The 16,348-nt window shown below is 35.8% G+C and carries 9 protein-coding genes and 1 tRNA gene; 3 read left to right on the top strand and 7 right to left on the bottom strand.

Going from position 1 to position 16,348, the window contains the following annotated elements:
• Window positions 1-296 precede the first annotated feature (296 nt).
• The 7 genes from panC to AB1630_04660 form a co-directional block, all read right to left on the bottom strand.
• Window positions 297-1,115, bottom strand: coding sequence for a pantoate--beta-alanine ligase (gene panC / locus AB1630_04690; protein ID MEW6103100.1), 819 nt, complete (start codon window positions 1,113-1,115; stop codon window positions 297-299).
• Window positions 1,116-2,000, bottom strand: coding sequence for a PorV/PorQ family protein (locus AB1630_04685; protein MEW6103099.1), 885 nt, complete (start codon window positions 1,998-2,000; stop codon window positions 1,116-1,118). It lies immediately after the preceding gene.
• A 1-nt stretch (window position 2,001) separates the two neighbouring features.
• Complete coding sequence (locus tag AB1630_04680) at window positions 2,002-2,376, bottom strand: DUF5618 family protein (GenBank protein ID MEW6103098.1); 375 nt, start codon at window positions 2,374-2,376, stop codon at window positions 2,002-2,004.
• A 4-nt stretch (window positions 2,377-2,380) separates the two neighbouring features.
• Complete coding sequence (locus AB1630_04675; GenBank protein ID MEW6103097.1) at window positions 2,381-11,785, bottom strand: S8 family serine peptidase; 9,405 nt, start codon at window positions 11,783-11,785, stop codon at window positions 2,381-2,383.
• 32 nt (window positions 11,786-11,817) lie between these two features.
• The gene (locus AB1630_04670) at window positions 11,818-12,519 is read right to left on the bottom strand and encodes a hypothetical protein (GenBank protein ID MEW6103096.1); all 702 of its coding nucleotides are present in this window, start codon (window positions 12,517-12,519) and stop codon (window positions 11,818-11,820) included.
• Window positions 12,488-12,560: transfer RNA gene (locus AB1630_04665), tRNA-Lys, on the bottom strand. The genes AB1630_04670 and AB1630_04665 overlap by 32 nt, the downstream gene beginning before the upstream one ends.
• A gap of 68 nt (window positions 12,561-12,628) precedes the next feature.
• Window positions 12,629-14,284: a glycosyltransferase family 39 protein gene (locus tag AB1630_04660; GenBank protein MEW6103095.1), complete on the bottom strand. Its 1,656-nt coding sequence runs from the start codon at window positions 14,282-14,284 to the stop codon at window positions 12,629-12,631.
• Window positions 14,285-14,352: 68 nt separating this feature from the next.
• Between AB1630_04660 and AB1630_04655 the strand changes: the two genes are divergently transcribed.
• Genes AB1630_04655 through AB1630_04645 form a run of 3 tightly spaced genes read left to right on the top strand, consistent with a single transcriptional unit; the run spans window position 14,353 to window position 16,214 of the window.
• Window positions 14,353-14,691, top strand: a complete 339-nt coding sequence (locus tag AB1630_04655) for a phosphomannose isomerase type II C-terminal cupin domain (GenBank protein ID MEW6103094.1) — start codon at window positions 14,353-14,355, stop codon at window positions 14,689-14,691.
• A complete protein-coding gene (locus AB1630_04650) occupies window positions 14,681-15,721 on the top strand; it encodes a sugar phosphate nucleotidyltransferase (protein ID MEW6103093.1) in 1,041 nt (346 codons plus the stop codon). The genes AB1630_04655 and AB1630_04650 overlap by 11 nt, the downstream gene beginning before the upstream one ends.
• Entirely contained in the window at window positions 15,714-16,214 is a 501-nt protein-coding gene (locus AB1630_04645) for a thioredoxin fold domain-containing protein (GenBank protein ID MEW6103092.1), read from the top strand. Before AB1630_04650 ends, AB1630_04645 begins: the two co-directional genes overlap by 8 nt.
• Window positions 16,215-16,348 lie beyond the last annotated feature (134 nt).

The following is a 16,348-nucleotide window of genomic DNA, read 5'->3' as shown; positions in this document are numbered from 1 at the left end:
AATCTATTTCCCTCTTTATCAGAAACCCTTATTAAACCAAGTAGCTCTATAAATTCCTTTTGGTAATCCTCTATAAATCTTTTCATAATCTCATCCTTTAAAACATTTTTCAATATTATATACTAAATTATACTAAAAATCAATTTCAAGTAATTCATGACTGCGTCTTAACTATACCAAAAAGCAATTGGTTTTCGGTAATCCTATGACAAAAAATCCCAATGCCCAAATCCAATCTAGTTAGAAAATTTGCTATATCCTTAGATTGTAACTGTAATTTACTTAAAAAACCTGAATTAGATTACGAAAATATTATCAATTAGCCTTGTTGTTCCTATTTTTGCAGCTATGGCAATTAGGGTTTTTCCCTCTTTTAATGTATCTTTGTCTAGTATCTCTATATAATCTACATTAAACCCCTCCCCTTCAACCATTTCTTTCATTATAAAGATTACATCTTTTATGGGCTTTCCGCTTTCAAGAAGCATACCTCCTTTAATTAAAGATTGATAAAGAATTGGTGCTTTTTTCCTTTCATCTTTTGAAAGATAGGCATTTCTTGAACTCATTGCCAAACCATCCCCTTCCCTTATTGTTGGAAGAATTTTTATTTCTATCTCAAAGTTAAGGTCTTTGCTCATCTTTTTGATAATTATTGCCTGCTGATAATCCTTTTGTCCAAAATATGCCCTGTTTGGCTTTACAATATTAAAGAGCTTTGCAACAACAGTAAGAACACCCTGAAAGTGTGTTGGTCTTTTTTTTCCACATAAAATACCCTCATAATCAGGCATTTTTACAAATGCTTCTTGCTTTTCTGGATATAGGTCTTCTACATCTGGATGAAAGATATAATCAACCCCCTCTTTCTCTGCTAACTTATAATCATTCTCATATGTCCTTGGGTATCTTTCATAGTCTTCATTAAGCCCAAATTGCAATGGATTTACAAATATGCTTATTATCACATAGTTATTTTCCCTCCTTGCCTCCTTTATTAAAGAAAGATGGCCATTATGTAAAGCACCCATTGTTGGAACAAAGCCAATTGAACCTTTGGAACGCAGGATTTCTGCCATTTCCTGCATCTCTTTAGGGTTTTTTATTTCTATCAATTAAAACCTTGTAAGAAGGGAAACCCTGTGGGAATGGTTTAAATCTGGGTTATAAAGGTAGGCATAGTCAATCTGGCCAAGGAGATTTTTCATTACCCCCCTTCCACTTGACCTTATTCCAAATCCAATAGAATAGCCAGAAAGTGAATTATACCCTCCCCTTACATCAATGTTTGGAAGGAACTTATATTCTGTGCCAAGCTTAAATATTAAAGAGGAGTCATTTGGTTTTTCTACATCAAAGGCAAAAAGGACATTCTCTGCCATTTTGTATCCCAATCCTGCTTTAATATTAAATGGAAGGCTATTTTTGACATTATCTATTTCCATATCAGAACCAATGTTGTTTAAAGAGAGACCTAAAGATACATCTGGATTTAGGAATATCAAAGACCCAAGGTCTAAACAAATCTTGCTTCCCCTATACCCTGCATAATCCTGATGTATTGATTTTATGCTTCCTCCTAATGCCATTTGAGAAAACATTTGGCTATATGAGAATGCTAAAGCCATACATTCAACAGAGAGCTCCTTCCCTGTCTTCCCACTATCGCTTGCCTCATCTCCACCCTTTGTGTTCATAGAAGTAAGACTAATACCTAAACCATTGTTTTTTGACATAGGTTGAGCATAACCAAAAAAACCCAAGCCTATGTCGGCAAACCATTTTGTGTAAGCACCCAAAATCTCCTTTGTTTTAAGAGAAGAAATACCAGCAGGATTGTAATAAAGGCAAAAGCTATCATCTGCTATGCCAACAAATGCACCTGCCATCCCAACTTGCCTTGCCCCTTGGGGAATATTCACAAACCCACCTGTATTTTCTCCCCTTGCAAAGATAACACAAGGGAGAAATATTACCAAAAATAATAGAATTTTCTTCATCTTATTCAATCTTTTCTATAAAAGCCTTTGCGGATTTCAATACCTCTTTAACCACATTTACATTATAAAGATCTCCTCTGTAATAGCCAGCAATATGAAGTTCATGGTAGAGACGATCAAATTGCCTAAAAAGCTTTCCATTGTGGATATCTAAATGTTTTCTCAATGCCACTGAATAAGTCTCATATGATTTTGGAAGCTCCTTTTTTAAAAGCCCTTTGTTTAGCAAATAGCCATCTATTGCCTTTAGAATGGCAAGATATGCTGTGCCACAAGCCTCCTGGACATACTTGACATCCGTATAATCGTTGTCTTCAATCGGAGCCTTTTTTAATATCCCCTTTGCGTTATTTAAATACCTTAATGCTTCGTTCATTTTATTATTGCTTTATGATTACCATCTTCTTTATTACCCTCTCTGTCTTTGTTGGGTATTCTATGGTTACCTTATAGATATAAAGACCTGTTCCTAGCTTCTTTCCATCCTTGTTTGTGCAAGAATAACCAACCTCTTTCTTTCCTCCATCTGAAAAATCTCCCTCATAATCCCAAACAAGGTCTCCTGTGATGGTATAGAGCTTAATCTTAACATTTGCCTTTGTTTCTAAAAAGAAATTGAATTTTGTAGAGCCTTTTGCTGGGTTTGGAGAGGTGTAAACAGATTTTTCAATTTCTGCCTCCTCTTTTGTTGCTACATTTACTTGATATGTCGCACTTCCTTCATTCCCATTGTTATCAGATGCTAATATCCAATAATTTAAAGTGCATTTATTTTGGGATGGGATATTGAAAATAAATGTATTTGTTCCTGATGTGCTCTCATAGTTTTTTGTTCCTATGGTTTGCAAACCAAGGGGTTGATAATAAAGAACTATCTTTGCAAGGTTAAGCCCAACACCTTCATCATAGATTACTGCCTTAATATTTATTGGTTCATTTACATATACAACAGATGGTGTTCCATGCTGAATAATGGGTGAAACGTCTTCATTATACATAATTGCATATATATCCTTTATTTCTGTAGAGGCTGAAATTATAAGGCTAATTTTATTATTTGCTGGATCAGGTGTTCCGCCAAGATTTGTCCAGGAACTTCCACTTCCACAGATAAATAATTTTTGTTCATTGAATTGAGGAGATGGAAGATGATAATCCTTATAATGAAGGGTTAAAGTTACATTCTTAGCAAATTTACATTTATAGAGGGGGCTAGACTGTGTGCCATAGTAGAATTTGGTTATTGAGCCAATTAGTTTATATTCTTTATGGTCAAGGGTATCGGCCAAAAGGCTTACAAAAACCGTACTTGAGGCAACAGGGATATTATTACCACTTGGAGGAATAATCTCTGTTCCATAGGGGATGTCAAGGTATGTATTGCCGTTGTATATCACCTCTATCTCCTTTGGAATATTAAAGTAAAATGTTGCTTGTCTCATATTTCCTTTATTATCATAGGCAACTACTATAATTGTATATGTGCCTGATTCGGTTAAGGGAGAGATAAGATTTCCTATTATTTGTCCTGTATTAGACCCTGTTTCTTTATAAGAGCTTGTTAAAGGAATATCTACTCCATCCCTTTTTAGAGATATTGTTGAACTTGCCCCATTTATTCCAGATTCACCACAACCTAGCTCTGATATATTAGCTGTAATAGGACCAGAAAATGGGGATATTACACTTCCAGATGGCCAAGGGTCTGATATTATTGGAGGAATTGTATCTGCTATAGTAAATCTTATTGAATAAGGAGTGAAATTTCCATTTTTATCATAAACAGTGCCTTTGATACTATAGTTACCTGGGGTAGTAAGGGTAGATGGAAGATATAGCCATATTTTGTCTTGCCCCTCATAAACCTTACTTCCAATTATTTCTTGATTTTTGCTATCATAAAGCTCAATGGTTGATTTATCAAAATTTACACCTACGCCTCCTACATTATCCTCCATTTTTACCCATACATAGCCAACTGTGTTTATAGCTTGAGAAGACCCCTCTGATGGGTATGTAGCTGATACAGAAGGAGGGGTATTATCAGGAAGAGGGGGTTCTGGTATTTTAGAAACATCAAATTGACAAGAAACAGGGAGAAAATTAAGTCCATAATGCCCCCAGTCATAGGGCTTTGCATGCCATTTATTTGAATCAGGAAGATTCTCTTCCCAGTGAATGCTAACAAGGTTTCCACTTACCTGGAAGGTATATTTTCCAGCAGGATTCTTCCAATTTTTTATAGAAAATTCATAATTATAATAATAATTGCCATTTATATCCTTAAGGAATGGGACAAGGTTTCCATAATCATTTCCTGTATTTCCATCACCGGCCGTTACTGCTAAGCTACCCTTGTCATATCCACCATAATTTGGCATACCATCATTCCCTAACCAGGGGTCTATATCTTTATTTGGGCTCATATCTGGATAATTTTCCAAAACTATAGGCTTATTATCCTTATCAAATATTTGCAAGTTAAGAAATACATAGGGAAAGTTAAGATGTTGTGGAGATGCCCTAAGATCAAAGCCAAGATTTTTCAGCTGAAGGTCTGTTGGTTTGGCATAATTTGAACCATCCAGAATAACTGTAAATTTGATAAGAAGAGAAGACTCTGGCGAATCAGGTGAAGGCAGAAATGGCTGAGGAGATATATTTAAACTAATTATTCTCATATTAAGGTATGATACAATTATCTCTTTGCTTATAGGGTCTGAATAGTTTCCAACAGCATCACAAGCATCAATTATAGAGTAATAAAGACCCTCAGAAACCATATCTCCCATATTATCCCTTCCATCCCATAAATCAGAGGTATTTTCTCCCATCTTAGGAGAAAATGGAATAATGGTTCTTATATTTTCGCCTTTGCTATTATAGATATTTATCCTTACAGATGCCTCCTCTGATAAATGATACCCTATATCTAAATGCCCTTTCTCTGGATTAAATGGCGACGGTTCTGTATTAAAATTTGAAACAACTGGCTTACTGCCATCAAGAGAAATATTTAATCTGCTATCCGTATATCCATCATTCTCTGCATTTTCATTATTATATACAAAATGACTATATATTGGAGCAGAGCTTATATTATCATTCTCTTTTACCCGATAAAAACCAGAGTATATACCATCGCCTGGGAATTTATCAAAAAATGAAGAAAGCCCATTGTCAACAAGCTGTATGCCACAACGATAACTTCCTATATCAGCACCTCCATTGCCACCAGTTGCCCATAAAACATCTTCTACAATAATGCTTGAAATAGCATTATAATCAAAGACAAAAGGACCAGAATATAGATTTTGATTTGAAATTGTAAATGTGCCATCTTGGTTTGCCTGAGAAAGCCAGGTATGTATATTATCAGAGACAAGAATTAACCTTCCTATTTTTATATCAGAGCTTGTAATTGTAAGGCTTACACTTGTTTTTGTTGAGATTAAAGGAGAAATTGTATTTTCTACCCTAACAGCTGTAAGTGAGATTATAAGATTATCGTCCTTTTTCAAAACAGACTTTAAAGAATATGATCTTTGGGGTGTAATGCTTCTATAGTCTGCAATAGGATTTTCATAATATAATTCTGCATTAGAGATAATAGCTTCCTGGTTTTTAAAGGTTGTAATCCAAATGTAGCTATCTAATTCAATCTGCATACTTTGACCTTCTATTAGCCCCTTTTCGTCCAACCATTTCATTGTTAAGCTATCTGTGCTAGAGCCAGTAATGGTTAAACTTCCCAACTCCCTTTGCTCTTTCTTTTCTGGAATTATTCCAAGCCTTGCTATCCTTGATGTTGTAATGGGATTTAACCTGGTTCCATCAACGCTTATTGTTCCCATAATTGTATCGTTGTTTGTTCCAGGATTTCCTGCCTCATCTGTTATACTGCCTTTTATTTCCCATATTCCTTTATCACTTTCTTTTATTTTATACGAACCACTCCAAAGGTTATCTTGAAGTTTAAAAAGGGGAATAACAATACTATTGAGGATACATTGTGCTTCAACTATACCTGTTTCATAAGTCTTTAGGATAAAAGAAGCCTCCTCGTCCTTATAGAATGTCCTTCCACCTGTATTTTCTGTAATGCTTTCTATTGCAGGTGGTGTATTATCAATATAAATGGATATTGTCCTTGTAGATACATTTGCTACGCTATCTTTAGCTTTTAGCTCAATTGTATGAGAGCCCTCTCCAAATCCTGCTCCATTCCAGGTCCATAATCCAATTTCATCCTTTTTAAGAGAGCCTGATGTGATTTGGCTTCCATCAATAGTAAGGCTATAGCTTCCATCCCCATCAATAGAAAAGCTTATGTTTGTTGTATCCTGAACTCCTGTTGATGTTGCTGGCGAAAATCTATAATCATCTGCCAAAAGGGATAGGATATTTATTGGCGTGCTGTCAATGGTGATTATCTCTGTTTTTGTTCCGGTTTTCCCTCCAAAATTTACTATAGAAACCATAATGCTATGCGTTCCTTCGGTAAATGTGCCGTTATTTACATCTTTGCCATTCCAGATATAAGATGTAAGAGAGCCTTTTGTGTATGCCCCTTGTGCGTTTGCCAGGGTCCTTCCATCCACAGTAATGCTGTAGGTTCCATCTTCATCTGCACTAAATGATACTGTGATTGTATCACATTCACCAATAGAGGTATATGGAGAAAATGTATCGGCTGAAATGGTGAACACATCAATTGAAGGACCAAGCCAAAAAACATTGAAGTAAAATTTATTAGGGGCACCTGTATTTCCAGCCGTATCTTTTATATATGCCTCAATGGTATATTCACCCCCCTCTGTCAAAGGAGAGCTTATTGTTCCTACTATCCTTCCCTGCCTATTGTCTCCATAATATGTTACAGTTGCTGGTATGTCTGTTCCCCCCTTCTTTAATGACAATGTTAGGGTTGTTGTATTTAAGTCTGGGTCTTCATTATCTACTACCTTAACATCAACCGAGATTGTTCCAGAATATGGGGCTTTTTTATCCCCTGATGGATATGGATTGTATATAGTTGGCATAACTATTCTAACATTAAATGTATAAATAGAAGAGATAGAATGACCTGCATAATCATAGGCTTTAACACTCCAGGTATAGTCACCAGCAGGAAGGGAGGATTTTGGCTTCCCTATAATCCTTCCTGTATTGGGGGATGTTCCAAGTTCATAACTTTTTGTTAATTCTACATTCCCATATGGTCCAGTAAGGCTAATGGTTGATGTTGCCCAATCTATCCTTAAATCTTCCCTCTCAGCGATATATTCCTCAATTATCTCTGCACTAATAGCTCCTGAATATGGTGCGATAAGTCTATCTCCATTAGGAGGCTCTGGATTAATTATAAATGGAAATATAGTTTTAAAATAGAAGCTAAAAGATGTTGAATTAACATTTCCCGCACCATCATAAGCCTTTACAAAGATTGTATATGTTCCATCATCGCTTCCATCACCCAGCAGGGGCTCGCTAAGATTTCCCATTATCTTTCCTGCATTGTTATTTGTATTTGGCGTTACATAATGGTCTTGGGTAATAGAAATAGTGGTATAGCCCTTCTTTAAAGAAATAGAGCTATTCTCCCAATCTATTCCAGATTCACCCTTTCCTATATCTGATAGAAACACCTCAATAGGACCAGAGAATGGGGAAATTACAATGCTTCCATCAGCTGGATAGGGCGTATGAATTTCTGGTTTGGTTATATCCTTCATTATAAATGAAAATCCTTGATAATCTGCTGCCAATCCATTTCCCTTTACATCAACTGGCTTTACCTTTATGGTATATGAGCCAGGGCTTGAATTGTCTAATGGAGTGTCAAGAACCCATCTGATTATATCTACTCCATCATTTTCTTGATGTCCTGCAACCTTCTGGCCTGTTTTATCAACCAAAAATATCTCGCTCCTTGCAAAGTCTATTCCAGATGCCCCAGAATCTGGCTTTTCTTTTAGCCTTGCCCAAACTAAAGTTATTGAGCCAGAGTCTATTACCTGGCCTGCTGAAGGGTTTGTAACCTCTACAACAGGGGGTTCTGTATCTGGAAGAACAGGTGGAGGAGGAGGCTGGACAGATACCTCCTTATCAACAATTTCTGATTTGAGATTATAGTGGTTAGAATAGAGAAAGTAATCGGGATATGCATGCCACTTCTCCTCTGCCTCCCCTGAATCATTTACAAGCTCCCACATAATGCTTACAAGGCTTGCTCCTACTCTAAAGATATATGTTCCCTCTGCAATATCCCAATCTACTACTCCATAGTTAAAGTTAAAAGAATAATTCCCATTTGTGTCTTTATCAAATGCAACAAGGTTTCCATAGTCATTGCCTGCATTTCCATCACCTTTATCAGGTTCTGCTGGATTTCCAAGGGAATAATCATAGAAATGGCTTCCATCTGCATAGAAAGGCAAACCATGAAGATCCCAGTCTATATCATCCTTAGACAAGTCGGGAAAGAAGGTAGTAGTAAGAACCCCTCCTTTTTGGTCATATATTTTAAGGTCAAATAAACCATAAGGTGCATTAAGGTAATTATAATACTTAAAGCCCGCTTCTGTGATATAGTTTTCTCTATAAAAATTAAAATTAAAACCAAGATTATTAAGTTGGGTTTCTGTAACATTTCCTCCCCTTGAGCTTTTAAGAACAGCCCTAAAGCTTATAACAGCATCAACTGAATTAAGAACTTCCTTATCTGGCCAAAATGGATTTGGTGCAACATTTAGGTTTTCTATTGCTATCTCAATAGATGTCAAAACAATCTCGCCCTCTTTTGTGATTGCCTTATTCCCTGCCTCATCCTCTGCCTCAATATAATAGGTATAATGTGCATCAGAAACTCTAAAGCCTCCGCTATTCTTTCCATCCCAATTTAGGGTTACATTCTCTCCAAATTGTGCCTCAGGGGATTCTAATATCCTTATAAGATTGTTGCTTGAATCATAAATCCTTATCTTTACATAGGCTTTCTCCGAAAGGTTATACTTAATGGAAAGGTTAGTCAAATATGGATTAAAGGGAATAGGGGAAACGCTATTATTTGAAATAATTGGGGCTGTTGCATCAATGGTTATCTTCTGCCTTTCATCTTGGTAGGGAGAATTCTCAGCTGACTTCCTATTAAAGATAAATTTGCCAATAATTTGAGCATCATTCGTATCATTTCCCTCCTTTATTGTATATACACCAGAGTATATCCCATCGCCGATAAAAATATCGCCTGATAAGATGCCAATCCCATCAATTGCATCATCTGAAAGCTGAATACTCTTAACAACAGAGCCAATGTCAATCTTACTATCTCCGCCACAAGCAGGAGAAACCATACCTCCAAAAGAGGGAGAGATGTTTGTATAATCAGAAACAAAGGGACCTGAATATAGATTTTGATTTGATATTGTAAATAAGCCATTGTTTGTTGCTGTTGCCATCCATATAGTTTTATTATCAGAAATAAGGATTGATTTCCCAATAGCTATACTGGAATGAGAAATTGTAATACTTCCTTGATATTTTTCTAAAGCCCCAAGTGAAAACTCGCTATCAATCTTAACTCCCTCCAAAGAGAAAACTATATCATCCCCTGCTTTTAAGGTTTTCTTTAAAGCATAGGATGTCCCTGGATTTACCTTTGTATAATCATTTATTGGTGTGCCGTAATAAAGAAAGCCATTGTTAAGGCTGACAGTTCTATTGCTAGATGTTCCTACCCAAATATGCTTTCTTTCAAAATCTACCACCTTTATCTTTTGACCATCACTTAAGTCCTCGTTTTCCCATTTTATGGTCAGGGTATCTGTTTCTGAGCCTGTAATAGTATAGCCTTGCAAAGAGGGTCTGTTTTCCTTTTCTGGAATAAAGCCTATTCTTGTAATCCTTGCCTTTTGGGTTGGCCTTATCCTGCTTCCATCAAGGGTTATGGTTCCAAAGATGCTCTCGGTGGGAGGATTTCCAGCTCTGTCGATAAAAGAGGCGCATACCGTAAAGCTTCCCACATCAGCTTGAGCTACTGGATAATATCCTTGATAAATATTGCCCTCTTCAGATGTACCCTCTCCCACAGAGAAAACAGAAACCTCCCTTGTCAAGGTGTCCTGCACCAGCCTAATCCTTCCTTCCTCTACATCTACATCTATATCCTTTGTCTTTAAGGTGAATTGGATAACCTCATCTCGGTAAAATACATCACCACCTGTATTATTATTTAAACTTAAAAGAGGCCATATTCGGTCAATAACGACAGAGATAGAATCCCATGTAGAGCTTCCATACTCATCAAATACCGTAACTTCTATTATATGACTCCCTTCTTCTGCTTCCCTATCTGTATATGACCCATTCCAGGTAAATGCGCCTCTATAAAGCCCTGCACTTACATCATAGGTAAGATTTCCAATCGGATTTCCATCGGGAAGAAGGCCATCAACCTTGACAGAGAATGTGCCTAGTTCATCAGATTCAACATAAAGAGTGATAAAATCCTTTGAACCGGTAGAGGTTCCCGGAGAAAAATATTCTTCTGAAACATAAAGAGAGATAATTTCGGGAGGAAAGTTTGCCCCCCCTTGTTCTAATGCCCTTTGTACATTTATCCTTCCTGCTCCCAAGCCTGATTGGGTAACGCTATCTGCGGTTTTTTCAATAATCTCCCTTATTTTTTCAGCCGAGAAGCCTTGAAAGTGAGAGAATAGAAGCCCGGCCAGGCCTGCCACAAAAGGCGATGCCATTGATGTTCCATCGTAATTGGCATATTTTCCCTCATTAATGGTGGAAAAAATCTGCTCACCCGGTGCACATATATCAACCCAATCCCCATAGTTTGAAAAGCTTGTTTTTTTATCAGCGAGGTCTGTTGCAGCAACCGCCATTACCGAATCATAACCTGCTGGGTAAGACTTAGAGGTGCTATTCTCATTCCCTGCCGCTGCTACAACAAGAATACCCTTATTTCTTGCCTCATCACAGGCATCTTCCGCTACTTGAGAGAAATCCGAACCTCCCAGGCTAAGATTTATCACCTTTATCCCTGGATGTCTTGATGCCTCTAAGATAGCATAGGCTACATCTGCCACTTCGCCATATCCATCTTTATTAAGCACCTTGATTGCTAATACCTTACAGTCTCCTGCCACGCCTGCCCCACCTATTTCATTATTAGTAAGAGCAGAGGCAATTCCCGCCACATGTGAACCATGACCATTATCATCATCAGGCTCAAGATCATTATTCACATAATCATAACCTTTGATTATCTTTGGGTCAGCAACAGAAAATGGGGTGCTTGTTGAATATAAATCAGGGTGGTCAAGGTCAATGCCTGTATCAATAATCGCAATAATAACGCCCGTTGTGCCCATTGTTATATCCCATCCATTATTCGCCTTAATCTTATCAAGCCCCCATTGCATGCCAAAATAAGGGTCATTGGGAGTAAATAAAGCCTTTACAATATAGTTTGGCTCTGCATATTCAACATTTAGGTCTTTCTTATAAGCCTCAATTACCTTAAAGATATCAACATCCTTGGGAAACTTTAGCTTATACACCGAGGCAAACCTTTCATCCTCAATCTTTTCAAAGGCTCTCTTATAAGAAAGAATGCGAAAGGATTTACCCAAAGAAGGAATTACCGAAATTGCCCTTTTTGGCTTTACTTTGACTAATACCTCTTGGGGAACAAAATTTTGAGCGCCATATCCAGATAGGGAAAGCAAAATACAGCCAGCAAAAATTCCTAGGAATAATAATTTTCTCATTATAAAAATTTAAATTAGTTTATCCTTTAGCCTTATTTTTTGTCAAGAGATTTTGTAAAATAGCCTCCTGTATATCCATCAAGTAAAGCAGAAAGCTCTTCTATTTTTAATTTATTTTTTTCACTGTCTGCAAAAAGCCCTTTTCTTTCAAAATAAAGCCTTGTAACATCTTGGATAATCTCATTCCTTAACCCTGTCATAAGCCTTGAACGGGTATCAATTCCTTCCATATCATCTGTATAAAGAAGCTTGCCAAAATCCCATGTAAAGGAAAGCCCCCAATTATTAGGTCCTGTAATGAACCCTGTGCTTGCATAGCTTGTAACATTTTTTGAATAGTTTATTGAAAATTCTGGAAACAATGCCTTGTATTTTGCCTTTTTCATCCAATTCTTTATAAGGCTTGGGCTAACATTTGCATACCTTATTGCCATTTCCTGAACCTCCTGGATTGTTGGACAATTATCCTCCTTAATATAGGTCTTATTTTCTAGTTCTAAAGAAGGATGTAGATTTTTGCTTTCATTATCTTTTATTAAAACAGAACCTCCTTCGCATTCTAAATAAACCTTATTATCCTTTGTTGTTATAGAAAGAATCTCTCCATATTCTGATGTTATATCCTCTATCTCTATAACCTTTTCTTCACAAAAAACAAGGCTTGCAAGAAAAATAAAAAATAAAAAGATTTTTATTTTACCTTGGGTCCTGTTGGACTCGAACCAACCGCCCACGGCTTAAAAGGCCGCTACTCTACCGGATGAGCTAAGGACCCTCTTAAAAAATTTTAATTGTAAATTACAAATTGTAGTTTTTTATTCCTTTGCTCGTCAAGAAAAAATACTATAAAGAAAACCTATAAATCTTTATACCTGGATTTGGAAATTCAATATTCCTTTTTAGAAATATAGCAGAAGATATATATGAGCTTCTTTTAAAAACCAGGGTTAGTTTTTTAAAAGACTTTTTTATTTCATCTTCTTTTTCCCACACATTTCCCCTTTCAACAATTATAATGTATCCCTCTTTATCTTCAAAATCCTCGCCTATTTTCTTTAATTTGTATTTTGGAAGGCTAAAAGGAGGACAGGAACATGGAGGTGTATATTTATCAACCAGAAGAATAAGGCTTTGTTTAGGAATATTCTTGTTTATCCATCTACCTGCAGAAATAAAGTTATTGCCCTTAAAATCAAGATTTAAAAGAAATGAATTATGGATAAGAAAAACCAGGTTTAATAAAAAGAGCAATTTTATAATAATTCCTTTCTTTCCAGAAAAAAGTTCTATTGAAGAAGCAAGAACTAGAAGAGAAATAGGAAGGAAAAGCAGAACAATACGAAGGTAGCCAATGCACATTACACCCGGGGTAAGAAGGCACAGAGAGAAAAAAACAAGCTTTTTAAATAAGGAAGAAAATTTAAAGAAGCAATAGAGACCTAAGAGAAAAAGGGGAATAGCAAAGGGGGTAATGTTTTCAGTAAGCTCATTAAAAAATGAAGAAACTTTTTCTATCTCTGGAACCACATACCCTCCTTTTCGCATTTTAGAATCCAATTCATTACCTCCTGTTGTGGCATGGAATACTATAGTTCTATTATAAAATTCTTCAAATGAAAGGATGCTATAAGGATTTGTTGAGAAGAAAATGAATATTGAGAATAAAGGTAAAAACAGATGTTTGAATTTAAAGATTTTTTTTAGAAAGCATGCAATTAAAGGAAGGGGAAGGAGCAAGAAATTAACAAATGATGCTCCCATAGATAGACCAATAAAGAATGATGCAAGAAAATAATTCTTTACCTTAGGTTTTTCTATAATTCTTAAGGCAAAGAATATGCCAAGTATCCCAAGGAAGGTTGCAAATATATGTGGTTTGCTAATGTGAGAGAAAAGAATCATTGTTGGACTTAATGCAAAGAAAAGGGCTGATAGTAATCCAATAGTGGTTGAAAAATAGGATGAACCAATTAGGTAAATAATATATGTAGAGCCTATATTTGAAATAGCGCCAAGGCTCCTTCCAATAATATGTATTTTTCCTACCTCATCTGGATTAAGAAAACAGGATGAAAGGTCAGAGATATTAAGGATTCCAAAGGATTTAGCAAGGAACAGAAGAAATCCAATTGAATAGAGATAGGCTCCACCATAGGTGAAGAAATTTGGATTGAAATCTAATTTTTCTGGATTTATCCTTGCTATTGCTCCATAGGTTTTTGCAGAATCAGGTTCTTCAGTCTGAAGCAGAAAGCCACGCATAGAGTTAATAAATACTTCATTGTCTGATGGCTGGTAGATTTTCCATTTATCGTAGACTTTATATACATCTTCCCTTGTTTTGATAAGGATAGGAGTAAGTTTTTCAATCTCCTTCATACTTCCAAAGACAAGAAGTGATCTTTCTTTTGAAGGAAGACCCCAATCTATCCCTGAAAAATTGAAATAAAAAGAAAGCCCTAAAATTGGGATAATAAGTAATTTTTTAATGATAGCCATTTTTAAAACTAAAAAAATTCTATTCTTTATTCCTTTACTTGTCAAGGAAAAGAACATATAATTTTTTTATGACATTTGAAGAAAAACCCTGGGGAAGATATGATGTCTTGGATTCTGGAAAGGGGTATAAGGTAAAGAAAATAAAGGTATATCCTGGACATAGATTAAGCCTTCAATTTCATTATAAAAGGTCTGAGTATTGGATTGTTGCCTCTGGTTGTGCAAATGTTAGGGTTTCTGATAAAGAAATAATTCTTAAAAGTGGAGATTATGTTTTTATTCCTGTATCTTCTCCCCATCGCCTTGAAAATAAAGGAGAAGAAGATCTTATTGTTATTGAAATAGCCCTTGGAGATTACATAGAAGAGGATGATATTGTAAGGATTGAAGATGACTATGGAAGATAATAAAAGGGTCAAGAGTCAAGAGTCAAGGGTCGGGAGTCAAAATGTATATTGTGCCATTCTAGTTGGAGGGCCTGGAAAGAGGCTTTGGCCTCTTTCTACAAAAGAAAAACCAAAGCCGTTCCTTCCTTTGATAACAGATAAACCTTTGATAAAAGAGACATTAGAGAGGGTTATTGATGTATTCCCGAAAGAAAGGATAAGGTTTGTCTTATCAAAAGAGCATAAAGGGCTTGCAAAATCTATATTTCCCTGGACAAGCAATGAAAACTATATTGTTGAACCAGAGCCAAGGGATACAGCGGCTGCAATTGGTCTTGTATCCTTTTTTCTTCCTGAAGATGCAACCTTAATTGTTCTATCATCTGACCATTATATCTCTGACAAAAAAAGCTTTCAAAAGGGAATTCTTTATGGCATTGAATTTTTAAAAGAAAGCCCTGATTTTATCTTAACCTTTGGGATAAAGCCAGAAAGACCAGAGACAGGCTATGGATATATTGAAAGAGACATTCTCTTGAAAGAAAATATCTACAAGGTGGCTAGATTTGTTGAGAAGCCAGATCTTGAAACAGCAAAGATTTATATAGAAAATGGCAATTATTTTTGGAATTCAGGGATATTTATATTTAAAAACAAGAGGATTCAAGGGCTATTTAAAGAATTCCTCCCCGAGCATTTTAAGGTTTTAAGAGAGAAAGATATGGAGGGATTTAGATGTCTTCCAAAGGTCTCTATTGACTATGGAATAATGGAACATATTACAACCATTGGGATGATTAAGGCAGATTTTAAATGGGATGACATTGGAGGATATTCCTCCCTTTTAAGGGTTCATAAGAAAGATAAAAATAACAACCTTGTATTTGGAGATTATAGAGGGATTGATACAAAGGATTGCATTATCTATTCAAAAGATGCTATAATTAGAACGATCGGAGTCTTAAACCTTGTTATTGCACATTCAAATGGAAATGTCCTTATTGCATCAAGGGATAGGTTAGATGAAATTAAAAGGCTACTAGATGAATAAAATATTACTTATTCTTCTTATTCTTGTAATTGGGTGTTGTGAGGGTAAAGTTAAAAAGGCAAAAAAGGGAACAATTACAACGCAAATGAATAGTCAGGAGTCTGGAGTCAAGGGTCAAGGGTCAAAAAATATAATAGGGACAATAACAGGGATAAATTGGTATAGCTCTCTTGAGGAGGCAAAAAATAATGGGTCTTTTACAAACCTTCCCCTTATGATTGATTTTTATGCAGATTGGTGTGTATGGTGCAAAAAATTAGACAATGAAACATTTAAGGATAAGGATGTTATAAGGGAATCCTTAAACTTTATTCCAGTAAGGCTAGATTGCACAAGGGATAGAAATATAGTAAAAGAATATGGAATATTAGGCCTTCCAACAATTGTTTTTCTTGGAACATCTGGCGTAAGGTATGATTGTTTGGGTTTTAGAAATGCATCTGATTTTCTCCTTGAAATGAAAAAGGCACAAGAGAAGATGAAACCACACTAAATTTTCGGTATGTGTTTAGCTTTAATGGAACAAATGAAATCCGAAATTCGAAATCCGAAATTTTAAAACAAATTCAAATGACTAAAATTGAAAATTCAAAACAATATAATTTATTTGTTATGAGAATAAAGATT

It is taken from the genome of bacterium (assembly GCA_040753555.1).
Classification (GTDB): domain Bacteria; phylum UBA9089; class UBA9088; order UBA9088; family UBA9088; genus JBFLYE01.
This window is presented reverse-complemented; position numbering and strand designations above follow the sequence as displayed.